Below are 20,842 nucleotides of genomic sequence, written 5' to 3' on the forward strand. Positions count from 1 at the left end.
CTTGATATGTGCTGAATTAGCAGGAGACTTTCACTTGGGATATGCTAGGCAGCTAACCGATAAAAGTTCTCTGCTATTTGATTTGGCGTTTTAAAATCCAAACTCTTTTGAATTCTTCGCTGATTATAAAATAACACAATGTATTCTGTAATATCTGCTTTAGCTTCATCTCTGGTTTTATAGTTGCAATGATGCACTAATTCATTCTTGAGTATGCCCCAGAAACTTTCAATCGGTGCATTATCGTAACAGTCCCCACGTTTGCTCATTGAACCTTGAAAATCACATTTTTCCAGTATCTTTCGATATTCATGGCTGCAATATTGGCTGCCTCTGTCCGAATGAATAATTAAGCCTTTCGTTGGTTTTTGATTACGAATCGCCATAGTCAGTGCATTGCAAACAAGTTGTGCGGTCATACGCTCATTTAAGCTATAGCCAACCACTTGTTTCGTGTACAGGTCTTTTACTGCTGCCAAGTATAACCAACCTTCAGCAGTCCAAATGTATGTAATATCGCTTGACCATGCAAGATTGGGCTTAGTCATTGAAAACTGTTGCTCTAGTAAATTTGCGTAGATCGCTCGATTATGATCACTCTTCGTAGTTCTTTTGAAACGCTTATGACGCTTACAATACAGCTGGTTGAGCTTTTTTATTTGACGTACAGCATACGTACTGATTTTGATACCTTGCGCTTGTAAATGCTTAGTTAATCGAATATAGCCATAGCTTTGTTTAGTTTCCTCATGAGCTATTTTGACCAAAATTGTCTGTTGATTTCGCTGAACCAATCTTTTATTCATGCCTCGTTTTAGCCAATCATAAAATCGTGACACTGAAACGTGAAGTAATCTAGCCATAAAGCTAATCGGGAATAAATATCTTTGCTGTTTCATATAGGCGTACCTTACTGACTTTCTTTCGCAAAGTACGCTGCTGCCTTTTTTAGAAATTCACGTTCCATTTCGGCTGTTTTGAGCTGTTGTTTGAGCTTTTTATTTTCTTCGAGTAAGGCATTTAGATCAGGTGAATATTGTTTAGTGCCTGCTAAGGTGCCAGTCTTTGCTTTATTATTCCAATTTGAAAGAGTTTGCATTGAAATGCCAAGTTGTCTGGCTGTTTCCGATACATTGCCTTGATTGGCTTCAATCAATTTTATTGCTTCAACTTTAAATTCTGCGGTGTAAGTCTTCTGTTTCTTGCTCATGGTAAACTCCTGATGAGTGTCTATAGTTTACCAAGTTAAAACCTCCTGTTTTCTCAGCACACATCAGTCAAGAATTTTGGCTAGAATCACAACCCTGTTATTTCTTTAAGTTGATTTCTGAATTTATTTCTGAATATTGATACTATACAATTCATAAATAAGGCAATAAATATAGCCTTGTACTAAATTTTCAACGGTATAAGTTGTTATTAAAGTCAAATTGGATAAAGGTATTCTATGCTTGAAGAAGAAACTCCTATACCGCCCCATTTTATCTTTTTAGGTTTAATACAATTAGAAGGGGTAGGATTTCAAACTATTTACAACTATTTTAATGATGGAAAATCTCTTTCAGATCTCATGAGAACAGAAAGTTTAAAGGACTTTACAAATCTTTTGGGGCGTTCAATAACTAGCAAGAATGATAATTTTAGTAATTTCCTTACAGATATCGTTACAAAAGGCGAAACTCTTTTTCAAAAACTTGGTGATCAAGGTATCAAGTTTTTATTACATGACGATTATCAATTCCCTAATTTTCCATCAAATATGAAGAAACCAATTTATTGGCTATTCATCGAAGGGAGCTTAGAGAATTTACATATCAGAAATGCTTTAACCCTAATTGGTTCTAGAGAATCTTCACAAATAGGATATTTTTTAGCCCAAACCCTTTTGTTTGGTATTAGTAGTATTAAAGAGCCTATCGTAACAATCAGTGGCTTAGCCGCAGGTATAGATCAAATAGTTCATGAACTTTCACTATTGTTAAAAATTCCAACAATTGCTGTTTTAGGTAATGGTTTAGATGAGAACTATCCAGCTAATTCACAAAAATTACGGCAAGATATCATTAAATCTGGAGGTACCATAATTACAGAGTATTTCCCAAATATGAAACCCAATAAAGAATCCTTTGTTAATAGAAATAGAATTCAAGCTGCTTTAGCTAGTGTAGTGATCCCTATTCAATGGAAACAAAAAAGCGGCACAGCACACACTATTCGTTTTGCGTATGAAATGAAAAAGAAAATTTGTTTTATTGAAACATCAACTTGTAGAACCTTCTTTACTGAACATGCTTTAGCAAACTCTAGCGCTCAACGCAATTATGGTGGAGAAATATTTGTCCTACCTAACGCCATAAATAATTTAGTAGAAAGTTTAGGCCTCAAAATTGATTCGAGAATTGTCTTCCCTCCCAATACAACTTCGAATCAACAAGAAGGTGAGTCTTTTAAACAGCCTACGCAAATTGGTTTAGATTTTTAAATATAAGGATTCTATTAATGGCTCAACTAAAAGCAGTTGTATTTTCGCTTAGAAATGTTTTTTTTAATGACCTAGACCGACAATTAAATGAAGATCAATTAAAAATCTTAATCAATTTAATCATTCATCTCGCTCACAAAGGGGTGAGGGTTATTTTACATAGTAATAATCGATGGTTTATTCGTGACGGCAATAAGACTCTTGCAAAGTACCTTTCAGAGGTAACAAATCAGGATATTCAATACTATAACAGATCTGATCATCCTCAAATGCCTAGAAAGCCAAGAGCTGATGCAATACCATATATCTTATATCATGAAGAATTATTACCTAATGAAATCATATATGTAGGTTGTAATGACAATGATTGGCGAGCATGTGTAAATGCTAAAATTCTATTTATAAAAGCTAACTGGATTAAAAATGCAACTGAAATCCCTTATGGATTTAGTTTCGACGATATGGCTGCTTTAGCTCGATTTATAGATATTTGTTGTCTTCAAGCCAATGAACACAACTTAATTAATTATAAAGATGAGCACATAGAATATTATACCCTATCTCCATTTTCAACTTATAAACCTGAGTTTCAAACTTACTCTACTTCAGCGAGGAGTACTGCAAAAAAGCTAACACATTCAGCAGAACCTGATTTTTGGTTAATGCTACTTATTGCCAAAATTTACTTTTCAGGGCTATATGACGAAATAAATACTATTATTACCTTCCCTGGTCATCAGCCAGGTTTCGGCAATCCTATAATGGATGACGCATTAAATACCTTAACTAAATGTTTTAGGTTAGCTTACTTACATGATGCACTTATTCGACATACGGTATCCATAAAGTCACAGACAGCAAGAACACAAGGTAATGGACATCTATTAGGTATTTACAACCATTTGAATACTTTAAGATTAAATAGAAACCCAGTAAAGTTTGGTTCTATCAAACCATTAAAAGGTAACCCTTATAAGAACAAAGTAATCTTACTAATTGATGATATTGCCACATCAGGATATTCATTTGATGCAGCATCTTTACTGCTTAAAAAAGCAGGGGCAAAACGGGTCATATGTTTTTCTTGGCTAAAAACGATTAATACCTCCCTCAACGTTTCTAGTGCATCCTTGCCAGATACGTACCCAATTTATACTGCTATAAATAACTCGCATGAATTTTTCATAGAACCAAACCCAATACAAATCCATTACAGCTCGATTATTTCATCATCAAGTGAGGGCTATCAAATGTCTAAATTATTTGAAGATTTTATAAATTGGGATATAAAAATATAAAATCTATGATAAGTTGGTTTTCAAGATACAACCAACTTATCAATATTTAAATGCTAAAATTTTGGAGCACACCTAACATTTCTTTAGCATATCCAAATGCCTTTTTTAGCTAATAATGTATAACTCTATCCTACTGTATTGCGTTATACCGCTTCAGTACATAATCAGCATGAAGAATAGCTAAAAGACCTCATACCTTTAACACGTACCCTGAGACGTTGCTCAATTTTTTTCAACCGTCATTCGAGCTAAATAGCTATACACAGCTTCTAGCGTTTCTAATCCTCTTGGATCTTTACGCTCAATCATCCCCAACCCATTAAAATATTTATAACTTTCCTTTTTCTGAATGCTATCTATATTCGCTAACATTGTGGCACTGCCTTCCAAATCTTCATCCGCATGTTTATTCGTATGGCAATTCCAATAATAACCAAGCACTTCCGTGATTTCATCCATCTCTACTCTACCTACCCATCGAGCTAATTTGCAGTGATAAGTATAGGTAAATGCTGACTATCATGCAGGTTGTTCTATGAATTTTCTAATTTTTTGTTTTTTCTAAAAAGCTTAAAAACCTCTTTACCATACTTGGAATTAATTGATCAATTACATCATTTTTAAACAAATGCTTTGAATGGACTCTTGCGATTACAACTTTTTTAAGCTCACTCAGTCTAACAACAGAACTTGGAAAATCTAAAGTCTTTCCACTCTCTTTAATTACTTCTCGACCTAGTTCTAGTGCTGTATTCATGCAATCTACACACATAGGTTCGGCTCTATTATTAATTTCAAGTATCGTATCTGAAAATAATGGTGCTGATTTGATTTCTAGCACCCATGTATTTTTATTGGAAGGTCTAACACATTCATATTTTTTCCGATCACAACATGGACACCTCCAACTGTCATCATATCGTTCCCAGTACTTTCCTCTAGTAGAAATAAGATGGGACAACTCCTGTGCAGAGGGACGTTTCATTATGACTGGATTATTTTTCAACCGCCAAGAGTTATTTTTTCCTTTAAAGTGCTCAGTGTTATAAAGTATTTTTTCGGGCTCATATTTATCTAATTCTAATAAACCATTGTATTCAAACAACCATTTGGAACGTCTTTCTATTTGTTTTGATGTCTCTAATGAGGGCTGATACCAATCTTTTTTTTCTGCTGCGATCATCGCAAACTTTTCAGCCATTTCCATACGTATGTGAAATATTGGTTGTACTCTTTCCCATACTTGTTTTGCAATTTCTTCATTAATTTTATGTTCATGATTCGGAGAAGAAATTACAAATTCTGATATTTCTTTTGGAGAAAATGAAAAATAATTGTGCGCTTTCACTATTTTTTTTGCATCAGCATCAGCCTTGTTACAATCAAAACAAACAATAGTTTTGTCATATGCAGATAGTGAAAAGGCAGACTTAATTGCAAATCTTTCAGAAAGCTCATCAGCGATTTGCTGATTTCTAGCTATGGCATATTTTTCAAATAGCGTTTTTACTACTTCTTCCATATGGTCATGGTGTTCGTGTAACTGACATGTTAAGTAATTATTTTTATTTAAACGAACAATTTGGCCTTTTGTTCTTTTACAACAAGGACAAAACCAATCTACTGGAGTCATAACCCACCATCGATTCAGATGAGCACCCTCAGCACTAAATAAAGCAACTAGTCTCCTAGTAGAATAAGTAAACTCTGAATCCAGCCCTTTTAAATCTTTATCCTTTAAAGATTCTCGGAAATCATTAAATGTCATTAAACTTCTCGAAATATTGTTGTCCAAACAAGTAGTTTTTTCAAAAACTCGTATCTCAGGTCAAATTTGAAAATCTGAAATTATTCTTATAGACTGATACCATAATTTATCTATATAACTGTTTATTATCAATGTATTCCAAATCGTTGTAACACATATAGCAACCAATACCAGCTGGTATCATGCCCAAAACAAATAGACCTACCATAAACCAAATTCTGTGATTGAATACATATTCTTGGAATTGGGGTGACAAAGACATGAATGTATTAAGGAATAATGAAGCTCCTTGAAATAAAAGGTATGAAACACCTAAACCTAAGAATGCAACACCAATGGCTTTTGCTCTTCCACTTAGAATAAAATTGACAATCCAAACAAATACATTGTGAATTATTTCCATGATTCAAACCTAATTAATGACATTGATTGATTTTTATTCAAAATAGATTCTTTAATCAACATTCAAATGATTCAGTACGACAATCTGTGTCTCTCAGGTTGTCTTATAATCAACGGGCTATCGCCCTTCAGATAATCAATATTGAAATAAGGTAGAGTTGCTTGTGACAATCTCTACCTATAATTTTGACCAATGTTCCCAAAGGCTTTTTTAGCTAATAATGTATAAGTCAAGAATTTTAACTTGAGTTACTTCTTGATCCCTCTACGCTTGCTATTCTCAAACTGCCCTTTCCCAAAAGTTTGCATGTTCCTAAAACACTTTACTCTGAGACGCTGTTCGTCCTTAGCGGGGTCTGTCAGATATTCAATTACGGTAACCACTCTTTCCCAGTCACCTTCGTTGTTTCTCGATACCATCCCGATACCGATATCACAGCCTGCCATGCGTAGCTTATTAATATAATCCTTGCTATGAAGGTTAAAATAGCTACCATGCCCTTGGGTAATTTGTTGCCATTTCTCCCCTACACGCTGCGCATAATAAGAGCCATTCTGTACTTTGGTTCCATCATACATAAGCAATAGATGTACGTGATAACCTCGCTCCTTCCCTTGCTCAATTGCCCATGAATATCCATGAAGATTACTAAAGAAGGTATCTTGGTTAGAAAGGCGATTACGCATGATTTCAAAATGCCGATAGAATTGCTCTATGGTGATTTGCTGTTTTGAATCGTTTAAATATCCTAAGTCAACACGAACAATTAGAAGCTTTGTATAGTGATTAAATAGCTCTTCAACATATTCTTTCAAGCTTTCTGTATTGTCCTTTTCTTGTAGCCTAAACTGATGTAGATCTCGCTCAATCTCACCTTTCAACATCTTGAGCATCTTTTTATAAAATGCTAGTTGCTCATCATCGAATTCTAAAACAAAATCATAACTATCAGTTTGCATTACAAGTGGATCAAAACGGATTTGGTCAATATACAACTTCAACATAATGAAAGCTGTAATATAATCACTGTAACAGTAATCTATATTGTAAATTGTATCAAATAGTTCAAGCAGCTCTTTAAACTCTTGTTTTTGAGAATGATTGAAACCAGCCAGATGAATATTAATAACAAAGTTTTCAACTGCAAATAGAATTTCAGTTTCAGAATAAGACTTGGTTTTAAATGTAGTGTTTTTCATGGTTACTCCTAAAAGTGTTTATAACCATGTCATCAGTCATTTCTGTTTTTTTTAATTATTCAACTTTCATCTTAAGTTGTTCAACTTATTGAAAGAAGCTAATAGATAAATACACCTTTAAAACTTTATATATAAAAATAGTCATAACTAGATAAAGGTCACTTATAAGGTAATAAGGCATGAGTAAATACACATACCTCGCTAGTGATACAAACCAAGATTTCTTGAAGATCAGTCTTAGGATGAATTAATAGTATAAGTAACCAACTTAGTACACTCAGAAATACAATAAGAATCATCAGAAAACAGCCATCTCCTCATCGACAATGTCTCATATACATAGAAATTTATCTAACACAAAGGAAGCTAAAGTCACCAATAATTAAAAATCAAATACTTATGATAAATTAAACTCAAAAAAATCACTAAAATATCATCAAAATATCACTAAAAACATATAAAATTATAGTAATAATTTTTCATAAATTATGCTTGATTTATCTTAAAATTTAATAATAATTAGAAATAAAAGTATATGTGAATCTAAGGTTTAAAATGAGTGGCTTTAACCCAGGAAGTAAATTAGTAATAAACGATATGTTCTATAACCTTTCCGAAGATCAATTATATTGGCTGCATGAATACTTATTTCCACATAAACATAGTGAAAGAAATATTGGAAATATTGAATCTTTACATAATGAATGTTTAAATTTATTGAAGCATGAACAAAATATGCAAAGAGATATTTTAAATAAACTAGAGAACTTAAGAAAAATTTCAGAAACTTTTTTCAATTGGGTTCCTGATTCAGATATTAGGAATTTAATCTGGGTACAAAATAAACTTGACTTTGAATTGCTCAATAATACCCCATCACTATTTGGAATGAATAAAAATAATGATAAAATACGCTATAGCAAATTTAGATTATGTTTAACTTTTGATAAGATTGATTCAGTAAACCCTCAAATTAATAATCATTCACTCCTTCAATCTGCCTTAAACATGCAAGATAAAAAAGTTAAATTCATTGAGAATATTAAAATAGAATGGAATAACTGGATAATTCAAACAGACAAGTTTTCCCAGTGGTTAGTAAATTTAGATCAAAACATGCTTTTTTGGTGCTACAACTACATTTCAAAGAAAGAATCACACCCCCCAATCATCAATCTAGAAAAAAAAATTACACCGCTTATGGTATTGGTTTTAATTGATTCAATTAACTTTGAAACTACTGAATCTTATATAATTTACATAGAACGATTAAAAAAATCTTGGTCACAGTATAAATTTAAAGCTTCCAATAAAGTAAAAAGTAAATATCATTTACCATTAACTAAGCAAGCTAAAAGTTTTTTAGAGAAATTAGCTGAATTTAAAAATAAAAGTGAAGCTGAAGTCATGGAGGATCTATTAAAAAGAGAATATCAGGATCTCATGTGTGATGAGCGAGGAAATTTAAAATACTAAAAGGCCTCTCTAAATAAAACCGAGTGAATATTGAAAGCTAATTTCAATAGCTTATCTATTTGGTACATCGAAAGAAACAGCGTGTTAATCTTGGATTGACATGCTGCAATAAATGAGAATTGAATGGCACAGCGTGTACGAATAGGCAAAATAAGAAATTCAAAAAACTATGCAATTTTTTTCGATTCAATAGATATCAAACCATACATTTTGAAGGCTCACTTAAATAAAAATTATCATTCTTCATCGCTATAAACATACATTCATAGACTGTACCCTAACACAAATGTATGAACAGGTTAAAAATAGTTACTAGATCATGCAGAGAAAGGCTTCGAACATAATATCAGCGCCTCACAATATCAAAAGGTTGCGAAAGTCTGTAAAGCAACAGTACCCCACCACTTGTCTGACTTGCTCAAAAAAGAGTGTATAATCTAGTTAGAAGGTCGTGGACGAAATACTCGCTATCAGATCAATGCCCAATTATAAAAATAGTACTTTTATTTTTTACGGTATATTTTGCGGTAAAACAAATTTACCCAATAAATTATCAATTTAAAATTCAATTAGATAGCACAATGTTTTGAGTCCCGCAGAGCGCACCAAATGATTAACCCCACATACATCCATAAACACAGATACAAAATAAAAATTAAACACAATAAATTCGATAAACACATTTGTGATGCCATAGGTAGACTTTGACATTACGTAGATACAAGAAGTAAGGCTAAAAGCCTCAAGTTTTATTCTCGGTGGTGAGCACCAGTAACCAGGCTGCAATCATCTTATTTTGCCCATCTAATTGAGCTTTATAACGATAACAGGTCTGATGAAGTTGAAATATGAGACATCTAATTAAAGAAAGTGATTCAGCAATAATGTACCTCATAGTCAATAATAGAAGTACATGAGTATAAATGAACCAAATAAGCATCACATTCAGCTCATTTATTGAGCCAAATATATGTTATATTTAGCTCACCTTGGAAAGGTTCAAGGTGGAGATTAAAATGCAAGATTGGATTTGGCAAAGTGACAACTGGATAAACTTCACATGGGAAGATGAAACCATCTTACCCAAAACTAGACAAATTCATCAAAAAATTGGAATTCTACTTGGGCAAAGTCAGTATGATTTAGCCAAAGAACAATTCACATTAGATACTCTACTTGCCAATCTTGTAGCATCGTCAGCGATTGAAAATGAGACCTTAAATGTGTATTCATTACGTTCCTCACTTGCCCGTCGTTTAGGTGTTACCCTTGAACAACCTTACCCAAGTTCAGACCGATCTGAAGGCTTAGCCAACATCATGCTGGATGCGCTTAACAACGTAAAACAACCACTTACTGTTAAACGTCTTATGCAATGGCACCAATGGCTTTTTAATGACCCTGATTGGACAATGCAGCGCTTACGTATTGGTCAACTCAGAGGTTTAGAACCAATGCAGGTTGTCTCTGGTCGATTGGATTATCCAACAATTCACTTTGAAGCACCTCCGAGAGAGGGACTAGAAGAACATTTAGAAGCCTTTATCAATTGGTTTAATCATAGTCTAAATAATGCTTTGCTTGACCCCCTACTCCGTGCGGGTATCACACACTTATGGTTTATCACACTCCACCCTTTTGATGATGGTAATGGTCGTATTACACGTACCCTCACAGACCTTGCATTAGCACAAATGGATGAACAGAGCATACGTTTGTATGCGATGTCCCCCGTGATATTAAATAAACGCAAAAGTTACTATGAGATTTTAGAACAAACCCAAAAAAGTGATTCCAATATCACCAATTGGCTTGTTTGGTTTTTAGATACCTTAAGTGAAAGCCTTGAAACAACGTTACAGCAAATTCATCGAACATTGTTTAAAAGTAGGTTTTGGCATAAGTTTTCAAACTTAGATCTCCATGAAGGACAACGTATAGTATTAAATCGTTTATTAGATGGTGGTGAAAATGGCTTTGAACATGGTATTAGTGCCTCACAATATCAAAAGGTTGCTAAAGTGAGTAAAGCAACAGCTACACGGCACTTATCTGACTTGCTGGAAAAAGAGTGTATAATCAAGTTGGAAGGTGGTGGGCGCAATACTCGCTATCAGATCAATACTCAATTATAAACACAGTACTTTTATTTTTTACGGTAAAATCAATTTGCTTCATAAACTATCAATTTAAAATTCAATGAGATAACCTAACAGTTCGAGTCCCGTAAGACACATAAATAAACTTATTGATAAAAACATGACCTTATTGACAATAATGGATATTTCTTCAGGTCTTATTCTAATAATTGGTTTTCAATCAAACTAAAGTCTCATTTTTTCACCTGATCATATTTCACACAATTACGCGATCAATAATATAGGGAAAAACCAAAACTTTTAATGACAAAACTAAACATATCTATTTAAATAATAATGGTTTTTAATTTAGCACAAAACTTTATGTTTATTAATTAAACTATATAGTTCATTTTTTTTTCGAGAATTAGTGTCCTAGAGTATTTACTCTTATTTTTTATATGTTATTTTGTAACTAGGAGTAACTTTGAGTTGTTATTTAGGTATCAAAATTATTTCTCACTTAAAACTTAAGTAATTCAAAGTATTCATTTTATTATATTAGGGAAAAATTAAAATGAAATTAAAAAATCTATCGGTCGCGTTAATTGTTGCAACTTTGCCAGCAACTGGCGTTTTTGCCGCAGCCTTAGATCGTTCAGGTCAATCCATTTCTGCTTTTTTACAGCCAGGCAATTATTTTGAAGCAGGAATTTCTGTTCTAGACCCAACTGTTGAAGGAAAAGAAACTGCAGCAATGGGTGGACGTAACATTAATGATATGGGCGATGATTATTATTTCCCATCTGCTGCATTAAAGCTTCAACTTACAGATAATTTTTCATTTGGTTTACTCTATGATCAACCATTTGGTGCAGATGCAGCCTACAATGGAACCAATGAATTTGTTGCGGCTCCAACTGATCCAGTATTGACTGGTTTGCCAATTACGACCACTCAACTTGGTGGCGTGACTGGAAACACTAAAGTAAAAGTTGATACGCAAAATATTTCAATGATTTTTGGTTTCCAACCAAATGAAAACTTTAATTTCTATGGTGGTGGTGTTTACCAAACAGTTAAAGGTAATGTAAGTCTTCGTGGTAAAGCATATAGCTTATATAATGGCTATGATGCAAAAATTAAAGAAACAAGTGGTGCAGGTTGGTTAGCGGGTGCGGCATTCCAGATTCCAGATATCGCTTTAAAAGCATCTGTAACTTATCGCTCTGAAATTGATCATGATGCAGATGCTACAGAAACTATTGCTATTGCCGATGCATTAGGTGCAATGCCTGCATCACAATTACAAGGCTTACTTGCAAGCTTAGGTAACACTGGTGCAGCAATGACACCAGCATTATTGAAAGCATTAGCTGCCAACAAAGAGTCTGGGAAAACTAAAATTACAACGCCACAATCTGTAAATTTAGATTTCCAAACAGGAATCATGGAAAATACAGTTGCATTTGCAAACTTGCGCTGGGTAGATTGGTCTAGCTTCTCTATACGCCCTTACAAGTTTGGTAATGTTTCAACTGCAGTTGGTCCATTATTAGGTTTAGCAAATCCGAACAATGCACGTCCAAATGGCTTTAACCTCGTTGAATATTCTAAAGATCAATTCTCTGCAACTGTTGGTGTTGGTCGTAAACTGAATGAACAATGGGCTGGAAATGTATCTGTTGGTTGGGACTCAGGTGCGGGTAACCCTATTACAACTCTTGGTCCAACTGAAGGTTATTGGAACCTTGGTTTAGGCGTTCAGTACAGCCCTACTCCATCAACATTTATTGCTGGTGGTGTGAAATACTTCTGGTTAGGCGATGCTAAAGCACAAACTGGTGCTCAAGCTGGCGGTAATGATTATGTTGCTGAATTTAAAGACAACAACGCAATCGCATATGGTTTAAAAATGGGTTATAGATTCTAAGCAATCTATAGACATAAAAAATCCCACCTAGCGTGGGATTTTTTATGTCTTCTATAAAATGAGAGGATTAAAAATCATAAAACGAAACTTCACCAGTTTCTAAAGAATATTCAGCCCCGACAACTTTCAGTTTACCTTGCGCAATTAAACTCTCTAAAACGGCTGAACCATGACGTAATTGATTTACAGATGCAAAAACATTTGATTTCACAGCATGCATCGATAATTTTTCTAAATCATCTTTTAATTCTGTTTGCATCAGAATTTCAACGGATGGGCGTACACGATTGACAATTGACATGAGATTTGCAGATGGCGGCGTATTTGGATTTTTGAGCGCCTCGATGGTGGAGTGTATCGCACCACAATGACTATGTCCCAAAACCACGACTAATGGGCAACCAAAACTATCTGCAGCAAACTCAACACTACCTACTTGTGAAGGCGCAACGATGTTCCCTGCCACACGAATCACAAATAAATCACCAAATCCTTGGTCAAATACCATTTCTGCTGGAACACGTGAATCTGAACAACCTAGAATGATGGCAAAAGGTTCCTGACTATCCACCATTTCAGATCGTTGCTGATGCGTCAAAAATTTAGTCAGATTGGTTTCACCATGAGCAAAACGTTCATTACCTTGTTTTAATCGTTCTAAAGCTTCTTGAGCAGTTAGCATATCCTATGTTCCATTGTGCGGAGATTTGGACTATTTTAATGCTGTAAAATTTGAATGTCACTGACTAAAAATAAACTCTGTTACAATTTTTGTTATTGATGAGACTCCCCTTAGAATCACAAAAATATATAGATATAATTCACAATTTTATTTAAATTATTTAACTACATTACAAAATAGTTATTTAATTTGCTCATTTCTTGTCTATTCTTTTGGCAAAAAAATGACAAATATTACTTTCCGAGCAAATGCTGAAAAAATTATGATCATGAATAATATTTTTACTTTATATAATGCCAAGTCTTTTGTTAGGAACTCTATGCATGTTTGATCTGCCCCTAAAGAAAATTCTTCGTTTTTTGAATAACATGTTATTAAGTTTGACCGCAGTCAGTAGCATTCTTTTGGCAAGCCAGACTTATGCAGCTTCCAATACACCAGAATATGTCGACTATTTAAAAATCGTGCAAGAAGAACGTGCTTGGGCAGGGCTAAGTTCTAAAACATTACGTGTGGGTGATGTAGTCTGGTCTTACAGCGAAGGTGGCTCAAAAGATAAACCGACGGTTTTATTGATTCATGGTCTCGCCAGTAGTCGGGATACGTGGAATGAGACTGCGCGATTATTAACCCCTTTCTATCACGTAATTATCCCTGATTTACCATCTGCAGGAAGTACCCAGGTTCCAGCAAATTTTGATTTATCTGTACCCAATGTCACGGAACAACTTCGGCGCTTTATTGAAGCAGCACATATCCAAGATAATTTAAACATAGCCGGACACTCTTTGGGTGGCACCATCGCCATGTTTTACGCATCTCAGTACCCATTTGACACCAAAAGTTTATTTTTGATGAGTACTGGAGGTATTTTTAAATCGACCAATACCAATTATTTAAAAAATCCAATCTACTTGAGGCAGTTGCTCATCACTCAGAAAGGTGATTTAGATTTTGTCATGAAAAAAGTTATGTTCAATCCTCCATTTACAGCCAGTGTAATTAAGGAAGAACAGGAAAAATTATTTATCGCTAAATCACAAGATACAGCAAAAATCATCAATCAAATTGACGCCCTCAATCGACTCTACACCCCTACAACATTCACGACCATGTTAAAAAACATTGAAGCGCCGACATTAATTTTATGGGGTCAACAAGATCAGATCATCAATGCTGATGTTGCCAATGAATTAAAATCCGTATTAAAACGACCTGAAACACCTGTGCTTTTACCTCGTGTTGGTCATATGCCATTATTAGAAGCACCAGAACGAGTTGCGGATTACTATTTAAGTTTTTTAAATAAAGTACAACCCCTGCAAAATCCATTGTCTGAGCCTAGGCATACACAAATCGAGTTCAAAAAATGAAACATCCTCTCATTGAACAATTAATCGACGCTCAATTGGTATTTTTAGATCAAACTTTTTCTCAGCCTGAGACTATTAAAGCTGAATTTACAGAGTTTTATCATTGGTTTAGAAAACAACCTTTAAAAGAAATCTGGTCATTTTCGCAAATTAATGACTTATTATATAAGCAGGTTTTAGCAACGCCTGCGAGTGATTTTCTGATTGAACAGATTGCTGAACATATTCGTTTTGCTTTAATTCATCCAAGCAATGATGAAACCCTAATTGAAGATATTATCCCTGTTACGACGATTGATAAAATCGCCCAATATGTTGCAAGCAAATCAGGACATCGCCAAGCTTTGATCAAACGTATTGTTAATAATCCTGCATTTTCGAGTATGTTGACTCAGCTGATTCACCATTCCATTCAAGATTATATCGATAATTCAGTCATGAATAAAAAAGTTCCTGGTGTTGGACGTTTTATGAAGATGGGAAAATCCGTCTTGGAATCTGTCACAGACACGAATTTGGATGATACTGTTAAGCATTATTTGCAAAAAAATATTATCAAAATCAGCCAACTTAGTGAACAAGTCATTAATCAACAATTTGATGACAACAAGCTGTATCATTTTCAAGCCAATCTATGGCACAAAATTAAAAAAATCCCGATTGGTGTACTTCGTCAGTATGTAGAAATTAATGACTTACCAAAAACAGTAGGGATGGGTCATGAGATTTGGGAACATATCCGTCAAACAGACTATTTAAAGAAACAAGTTCATGATGGCATACTTACTTGGTATGCACGAAACCAAGAGCGTCAGTTTGATTTGATTTTATCTGACATCAATATTGATGAAGCATTGATTCAACATGAATTACAGGCTTTGCTTGAACCTGTGATCCAAAGAATGATTTCATCTACACATTTAAAAAATCGTGCACGAATCTATTTAGAGCAGTTCTATTATTCAGATGAAACTTTAAATATTTTAAAATTAGAAAAAGGCGCATAAGCGCCTTTTTTCTAATTATTCAGAATGATACAAGCCTCTTTTAAAAGCTTGTGATGAAACTTATGCCATAACGACGACCATCTAAGAGTTGGTCCCCATCCGCATTTTCTGCTCGCTCATCTAAAATGTTATAAACCCCAAATTTACCTTTTAGATGTTGGTTAAACTTATAGTTAAAACCTACATCTAAAAACTCATAGCCCGGATTAGGATTCGACATTGATGTACGGCTTAAATAAGCTGATGTCTCAGCACGATAATGTAAACGAGACCAAACATTCAAAGCATCATTGATATTATGATCAACTGTAATATTAAACATATGCTTCGGCATTTCATTTAAAGGACGTCCTTTAAATTCACCTGATTTAATTTTGGTATCACTAAATGTGTAGTTTGCGGATAAAGATGTATATTCAGTAATATCTGTTTCTACAGTTGCTTCAATTCCTTTTAATTCTGCTTCGTCTACATTAATACGATCACTGATGAAATAAAATGGTGTAGGACCTTCAGCACATTTCCAAGCTGCTACATTATTTCGATTGGTTGTAGTACCATCTGTGTCGGTTTCACAGGTACGAACCTCAGTTATTTTATCTTTAAATTGAGTAATATAGCCTGTCAATGATGCATTGAAATATTCATTTTTCCAGTTTAACCCCAACTCTGAAGAAACACTTGTTTCTGGATCTAGATCTGGATTTGCACGAATGATACCCCGCCCCGTTGGTGTTGGCGAACCACCACCACCTGTTACACTATAAAAGCCTTCTGTTGCAGCACGAATGTCAGGCTGTTTATAACCAGTAGAAACACCACCTTTTACCGTAAAATTATCATTTAGAGTGAACACACCGTATAAGCGTGGAGAAACATTACCACCATAATTTTCATCATGGTCATAACGCACACCACCCGTTAAATCAAAACGATCTGTGATACTCCATGTATCTTCTAGAAATGCAGCAGCAGACCAACGAGTTAATTCACTAAATTCCGGAATATTTGGATTTCGGTTAGTCGCCTTATCATTTAAAGACTCATCTTTATAATAAGTGCCAAATGACAGACGATGATTGTCTAAATTCCAGTTCCACTGATTATTGAAAGTCCATGTTTCCAGCTCGATGCCTTTAGTATCCAATGTGGTATTTTCACGATCAGGATTTCGAGAGTTTTCATACTGTAAATATGTCGAACTTTCTAAATTATCACTATAATGTCCATTGTGTGTTAAAGAATAAACACTACGATAATTTCTTGAAAATGAATCTGAAGCATTAGCTGCTGGTGCAACTGTTTTGCCTACCGTTGATTCAGCATCTTGTTTCACAAAGTTCGCGTCTAATTGTAAGTCATGCTGATCGTTGACTAAATAAGTAAATCGCGTATTTAAACTTTCACGCTCTACACCACGAAAACCACCTTCGTAGCTATCCTCATTTCTTTTCTGCTTATTTATACCTAACTGTAAACCCAGCTTATTTGCAATCAAAGGTCCTGATAGATAAACCGATCCATTTTTAATATCACCAGCATTACCACTGTCCTGAATCACGGAACCTAATTCAACTGTACCAGACCATTCATCACTTACTTTTTTAGTAATAATATTAATTACACCACCCATAGCCTCACTACCATATAAGGTTGAGGCTGGACCACGGATAATTTCAATACGCTCAATGGCAGCCATTGGAGGCAAAATATTCTTTTCAAAACCGTAATCATCACCATTCGGGTTCACATCTTTTGAATATTGACGCTTACCATCAATCAAAAACAAGGTGTAATTTGAACTCATTCCTCGAATACTAATACCCTGAGCAGAGCCAGCCCCAGAAATTACAACACCAGGAGTATTACGAAGAACATCGGTAATATCATTATATTCACGCTTTTGTAATTCTTCTTTACCAATCACCGTAATGGATGCTGGAGCTTTGCTAAGGTCCTGTTCATAACCAGCTGCAGAAACTACTATTGTTTGTAATTTTGCTAATTCAGAATTTTCCGAGCTTTTTTCATTTAAAATTGGTTGTGAATTTGCTGCATGTGTAGTACCCATCATAATAGTGATAATGGAGAAAGATAACGCAGATTGGATGATACGACTAGCTGACATAAGGTATTCCAAAGAGGCTAAGCAATGAATAGACGATAAAGATTTAGATACAATGTGTAATAAAACTCCATAGCATTATAAACAATATTAAGAATTATTCTCATTTTTATTATTTGTTTGATTGCTTTTTATCCATTTTTACGCTTATTTTTAAGATTTTGCTAATTTTTTAAGTTTCATTTAAGGTTACTGAAATTCAAAAAAATTAAACCAAAATTAAATTGTCAAAAAAACCTCCGAATTTTCGAAGGCTTTTTTGAATCACTTTGAATCAGTATATTGATGAGACAAATTATTTGAAGTATGCACCTTCGGCTTGGCTATGATCAGTTTGATCTACCACACGACCTAACTCTGGAATGTGCTGTTTTAAGGTAGTTTCAACGCCTTGCTTCAATGTGACATCGATTGCTGAACAACCCTGACAACCACCACCAAATTTCAATACAGCCGTTAAACCATGCTCTTCATCTTCAATAACGTCAACCAAAGCACAGTTACCACCATGCCCTGCAAGTCCTGGATTAATTTCCGCTTGAAGAATATAGGTAATTCTTTCTTCCATTGAAGCATCTGGACCAACACGTGGTACTTTCGAGTTTGGCGCACGAAATGTTAATTGACCACCAAAACGGTCTTTGTTGTAGTCAATTACCGCATCTTTTAGATATGGAATAGATGGTGTATCAATAAATGCTGGAAAATCAGGATAATCTTGCTTGTAATCTGTTGGAGCAACTTCATCAGGCGCACTGTACGCCATACAACATTCTGCACGTGGAGTCCCTGGATTTTCAACAAATACACGAACGCCAATTCCTGGAGTATTTTGCTTCTCCAAAAGATCTTTTAAATACTCCTGCGCATTTGGAGTAATCAATAAATTTGGAATTTCTTCTGCAACTGCAGTATTGGTGTTCTCAGTCGACATAACTCTATCCTCAAGCTGAAGTCGGTATTTTAACTGAAGATGAGGCTGAATGACCAAAAATCAACTAAAATTGTCGGAATTAAATTAAAAAGATGTAAAAACATAAGATATTCAAAATTCGAGACAAAAATCATCCTCATTCACATCAAAAAAAAGCTTTTCAATCGCTAAATTTTTACCTGTAAGTTCAGGTGTAATCCATCAATTCCAAAGCAATCCATGACTGAAATATGTGAAATACACTGACTCAGCTAAAGTATTTTTAACAACCCAATTTCATCTCAACATTTCGTTTGATGTGACATTACAATCGCACAACCAATTGAGCTGCATTTTGTCAGATTATGCCACTCGATTCCTGAATTTGGCATGGATAATGTATACATCTGTATATTAATGATGAAGTAAAACGAGATATTTTGCATGTCCAGTTCAAATGAAGGTTTACAATTCACGGTTCATCCTGAAACCCAAAAAAGCAGCAGCTCCCAAGTGGGTAAGGAAATTATTGCTGAGGCACTGTCATTGGTTGACAATATCAATGCTCAAAAGGTGTTGGATGAAAAAAACTGGCGTAAAAATTATCCCATTTATTTTAAAGCATTGGTAGAAAACGGCATTCAATCTACGCATAACGCGATCACGATTGCAAAACAAGGCTTACATAAAGCTCAACACAGCTTTGACTTTTTCAGAGATGGGCAGCGTTATTCCTTAAAAGACGTGATGTCAGTTCCCCTCTTAGATAAAATTCAAACCATCACGATTAAAGGACAATCGGATGCACAACCCGAATGGTTTGTTCCTTATCATGGACAAAAACTTTCAGGTGAAGCCTTACTCAAACAAATTCAGACATGGCAAGAAGCAGGCATCATTGAAACCAGCCATGCAGATGCCTTAAGAGAAGTGGTTGCCCATCCAGAATGGTTTGATTTATCTGACCGTACTTTGGTTTTATTCGGCGCAGCCTCAGAAGCAGGTCCTTTGACATGGTTAGCTCAATGGAAAGCCAATATTGTTGCAGTCGATTTACCCAATGAGCGTGTTTGGGGGAAAATTCTCGAGACTATTCAAAATGGTAATGCCACCCTCTATGCACCAAGCTTACAACAAATCAATGACAGCAATGATTTGAATGAACTAAAAACCAAGCTTGGAGCAAATTTACTCACCCAAATTCCTGAAATTACGCAATGGTTATGCGAGAACCCACACAAACTAGACTTGGCATCTATTGCATATCTAGATGGTGAAAAGCATGTGCGTGTTTCAATCGCAATGGACAGTATCATGAGCAATGTCAGTGAACAAAAAACTGACTCATCATTGATGTATATGTGTACGCCAACGGATGTCTATGCAGTGCCAAAAGAAGTGATTGAAGGTGCTACAGAAAAGTTTAAACAACGATCAAAATTTGAAACAATACTCAGCAAAAGTATCTCAGCACTCTCTTTAAAACAATTTTTCAAGAATAACAATCAGCAGCTAATACACTCTGAAAATGGCAAAGCTTATGGCATTGCTGACTGTTTAGTGGTTGAGCAAGGTCCGAACTATGCTTTAGCAAAACGCATTCAACAATGGCGTGCGACTTTAGCAAGACATCAAGGACAACATGTCAGTATCAATATTGCCCCATCAACCACAACTCACTCTGTCACTAAAAATCCATTACTTAAAGCTGCGTTTAATGGTGCAAGTTTATTTGATGTTGAAGCATTTAGCCCTGAAACCACCAATTCGATCATGGCGGCATTGTGGATTCATGATCTCAAAAACCCAAACTCGGTTGCCAACCCAGCAACACAAATGGAACATCCATTAGAGTTGATGATGGAAGGTGCGAATCATGGTGGTTTATGGCGTGTTGCCTATCTTGCCCGTACAGCACTTCCTTTTGCAGCGATTTATGGCTTTGCAACGGATAAGCTTCCTATTCAGAAGATTTTAGGAAAAACCAAAAAATAATTGTTCAATTTTAAAAAGTTGATCAGGTAATGCCCATTTATTTATGATAAATGGGCATTTCTTTTAAATATAAAAATATTTCACTGTTCAAAGTGTTGATTACAGCATCA

At 34.8% G+C, this 20,842-nt stretch carries 16 protein-coding genes and 2 pseudogenes; 9 read left to right on the forward strand and 9 right to left on the reverse strand.

Going from position 1 to position 20,842, the window contains the following annotated elements:
• Positions 1 to 44: 44 nt before the first annotated feature.
• Positions 45 to 1,210, reverse strand: a protein-coding gene (locus tag ACINWC743_RS13185; RefSeq protein WP_085947548.1) for an IS3-like element ISAba21 family transposase whose coding sequence is annotated in 2 segments (ribosomal slippage) — positions 45 to 952 and positions 952 to 1,210 — 1,167 coding nt in all. Because the reading frame shifts where the segments join, the coding sequence is not laid out codon by codon here.
• Positions 1,211 to 1,447: 237 nt separating this feature from the next.
• Between ACINWC743_RS13185 and ACINWC743_RS13195 the strand changes: the two genes are divergently transcribed.
• Together ACINWC743_RS13195 and ACINWC743_RS13200 are read left to right on the forward strand one after the other, a co-directional pair.
• Positions 1,448 to 2,482, forward strand: coding sequence for a DNA-processing protein DprA (locus ACINWC743_RS13195; protein WP_009585839.1), 1,035 nt, complete (start codon positions 1,448 to 1,450; stop codon positions 2,480 to 2,482).
• Positions 2,483 to 2,499: 17 nt separating this feature from the next.
• The gene (locus tag ACINWC743_RS13200) at positions 2,500 to 3,780 is read left to right on the forward strand and encodes a hypothetical protein (protein ID WP_009585841.1); all 1,281 of its coding nucleotides are present in this window, start codon (positions 2,500 to 2,502) and stop codon (positions 3,778 to 3,780) included.
• 222 nt (positions 3,781 to 4,002) lie between these two features.
• Here ACINWC743_RS13200 and ACINWC743_RS13205 read toward each other — a convergent pair whose 3' ends face one another.
• From ACINWC743_RS13205 to ACINWC743_RS13220, 4 genes are all read right to left on the reverse strand, one after another.
• Entirely contained in the window at positions 4,003 to 4,239 is a 237-nt protein-coding gene (locus ACINWC743_RS13205) for a hypothetical protein (RefSeq protein ID WP_009585816.1), read from the reverse strand.
• A gap of 85 nt (positions 4,240 to 4,324) precedes the next feature.
• Positions 4,325 to 5,548: a hypothetical protein gene (locus ACINWC743_RS13210; RefSeq protein WP_009585829.1), complete on the reverse strand. Its 1,224-nt coding sequence runs from the start codon at positions 5,546 to 5,548 to the stop codon at positions 4,325 to 4,327.
• Positions 5,549 to 5,654: 106 nt separating this feature from the next.
• Positions 5,655 to 5,951 carry a hypothetical protein gene (locus tag ACINWC743_RS13215; RefSeq protein ID WP_009585823.1) on the reverse strand — a complete coding sequence of 99 codons (297 nt, stop codon included), beginning with the start codon at positions 5,949 to 5,951 and terminating at the stop codon, positions 5,655 to 5,657.
• 248 nt (positions 5,952 to 6,199) lie between these two features.
• Positions 6,200 to 7,150, reverse strand: coding sequence for a YagK/YfjJ domain-containing protein (locus ACINWC743_RS13220; protein WP_009585820.1), 951 nt, complete (start codon positions 7,148 to 7,150; stop codon positions 6,200 to 6,202).
• 555 nt (positions 7,151 to 7,705) lie between these two features.
• Between ACINWC743_RS13220 and ACINWC743_RS13225 the strand changes: the two genes are divergently transcribed.
• Positions 7,706 to 8,626, forward strand: coding sequence for a hypothetical protein (locus ACINWC743_RS13225; protein ID WP_009585857.1), 921 nt, complete (start codon positions 7,706 to 7,708; stop codon positions 8,624 to 8,626).
• A gap of 309 nt (positions 8,627 to 8,935) precedes the next feature.
• Positions 8,936 to 9,067 (forward strand): annotated as a pseudogene (locus tag ACINWC743_RS24890) (DUF4172 domain-containing protein); the annotation flags it as partial.
• 223 nt (positions 9,068 to 9,290) lie between these two features.
• Here ACINWC743_RS24890 and ACINWC743_RS24895 read toward each other — a convergent pair.
• A pseudogene (locus ACINWC743_RS24895) lies at positions 9,291 to 9,482 on the reverse strand (IS3 family transposase); the annotation flags it as partial.
• 160 nt (positions 9,483 to 9,642) lie between these two features.
• Here ACINWC743_RS24895 and ACINWC743_RS13235 point away from each other — a divergent pair.
• The gene (locus ACINWC743_RS13235) at positions 9,643 to 10,761 is read left to right on the forward strand and encodes a Fic family protein (protein ID WP_009585826.1); all 1,119 of its coding nucleotides are present in this window, start codon (positions 9,643 to 9,645) and stop codon (positions 10,759 to 10,761) included.
• Positions 10,762 to 11,281: 520 nt separating this feature from the next.
• Positions 11,282 to 12,637, forward strand: a complete 1,356-nt coding sequence (locus tag ACINWC743_RS13240) for an OmpP1/FadL family transporter (RefSeq protein WP_004828141.1) — start codon at positions 11,282 to 11,284, stop codon at positions 12,635 to 12,637.
• Between the two features lie 67 nt (positions 12,638 to 12,704).
• On the opposite strand, the gene ACINWC743_RS13245 is transcribed toward ACINWC743_RS13240, so the two are convergent.
• The gene (locus ACINWC743_RS13245; protein WP_004828139.1) at positions 12,705 to 13,319 is read right to left on the reverse strand and encodes a carbonic anhydrase; all 615 of its coding nucleotides are present in this window, start codon (positions 13,317 to 13,319) and stop codon (positions 12,705 to 12,707) included.
• Positions 13,320 to 13,642: 323 nt separating this feature from the next.
• Here ACINWC743_RS13245 and ACINWC743_RS13250 point away from each other — a divergent pair, with 323 nt between their 5' ends.
• Both ACINWC743_RS13250 and ACINWC743_RS13255 read left to right on the forward strand, forming a co-directional pair.
• Entirely contained in the window at positions 13,643 to 14,692 is a 1,050-nt protein-coding gene (locus ACINWC743_RS13250) for an alpha/beta fold hydrolase (RefSeq protein WP_009585807.1), read from the forward strand.
• Positions 14,689 to 15,699 (forward strand): hypothetical protein, encoded by a 1,011-nt coding sequence (locus ACINWC743_RS13255; protein WP_009585843.1) that lies wholly within the window; start codon positions 14,689 to 14,691, stop codon positions 15,697 to 15,699. The genes ACINWC743_RS13250 and ACINWC743_RS13255 overlap by 4 nt, the downstream gene beginning before the upstream one ends.
• Before the next feature lie 40 nt (positions 15,700 to 15,739).
• Here the strand turns inward: ACINWC743_RS13255 and ACINWC743_RS13260 are convergent, their stop codons facing one another.
• Positions 15,740 to 17,827 (reverse strand): TonB-dependent receptor domain-containing protein, encoded by a 2,088-nt coding sequence (locus tag ACINWC743_RS13260; protein ID WP_004828131.1) that lies wholly within the window; start codon positions 17,825 to 17,827, stop codon positions 15,740 to 15,742.
• A 292-nt stretch (positions 17,828 to 18,119) separates the two neighbouring features.
• Positions 18,120 to 18,758: a Fe-S biogenesis protein NfuA gene (gene nfuA, locus ACINWC743_RS13265; RefSeq protein WP_009585854.1), complete on the reverse strand. Its 639-nt coding sequence runs from the start codon at positions 18,756 to 18,758 to the stop codon at positions 18,120 to 18,122.
• Between the two features lie 423 nt (positions 18,759 to 19,181).
• On the opposite strand from nfuA, the gene ACINWC743_RS13270 reads away from it, so the two are divergent.
• Complete coding sequence (locus tag ACINWC743_RS13270; protein ID WP_009585858.1) at positions 19,182 to 20,732, forward strand: hypothetical protein; 1,551 nt, start codon at positions 19,182 to 19,184, stop codon at positions 20,730 to 20,732.
• The last annotated feature ends 110 nt before the right edge of the window (positions 20,733 to 20,842 follow it).

Origin of the sequence: Acinetobacter sp. WC-743, from assembly GCF_000335555.1 — a bacterium.
In the GTDB taxonomy this organism is placed as follows: Bacteria; Pseudomonadota; Gammaproteobacteria; order Pseudomonadales; family Moraxellaceae; genus Acinetobacter; species Acinetobacter bereziniae.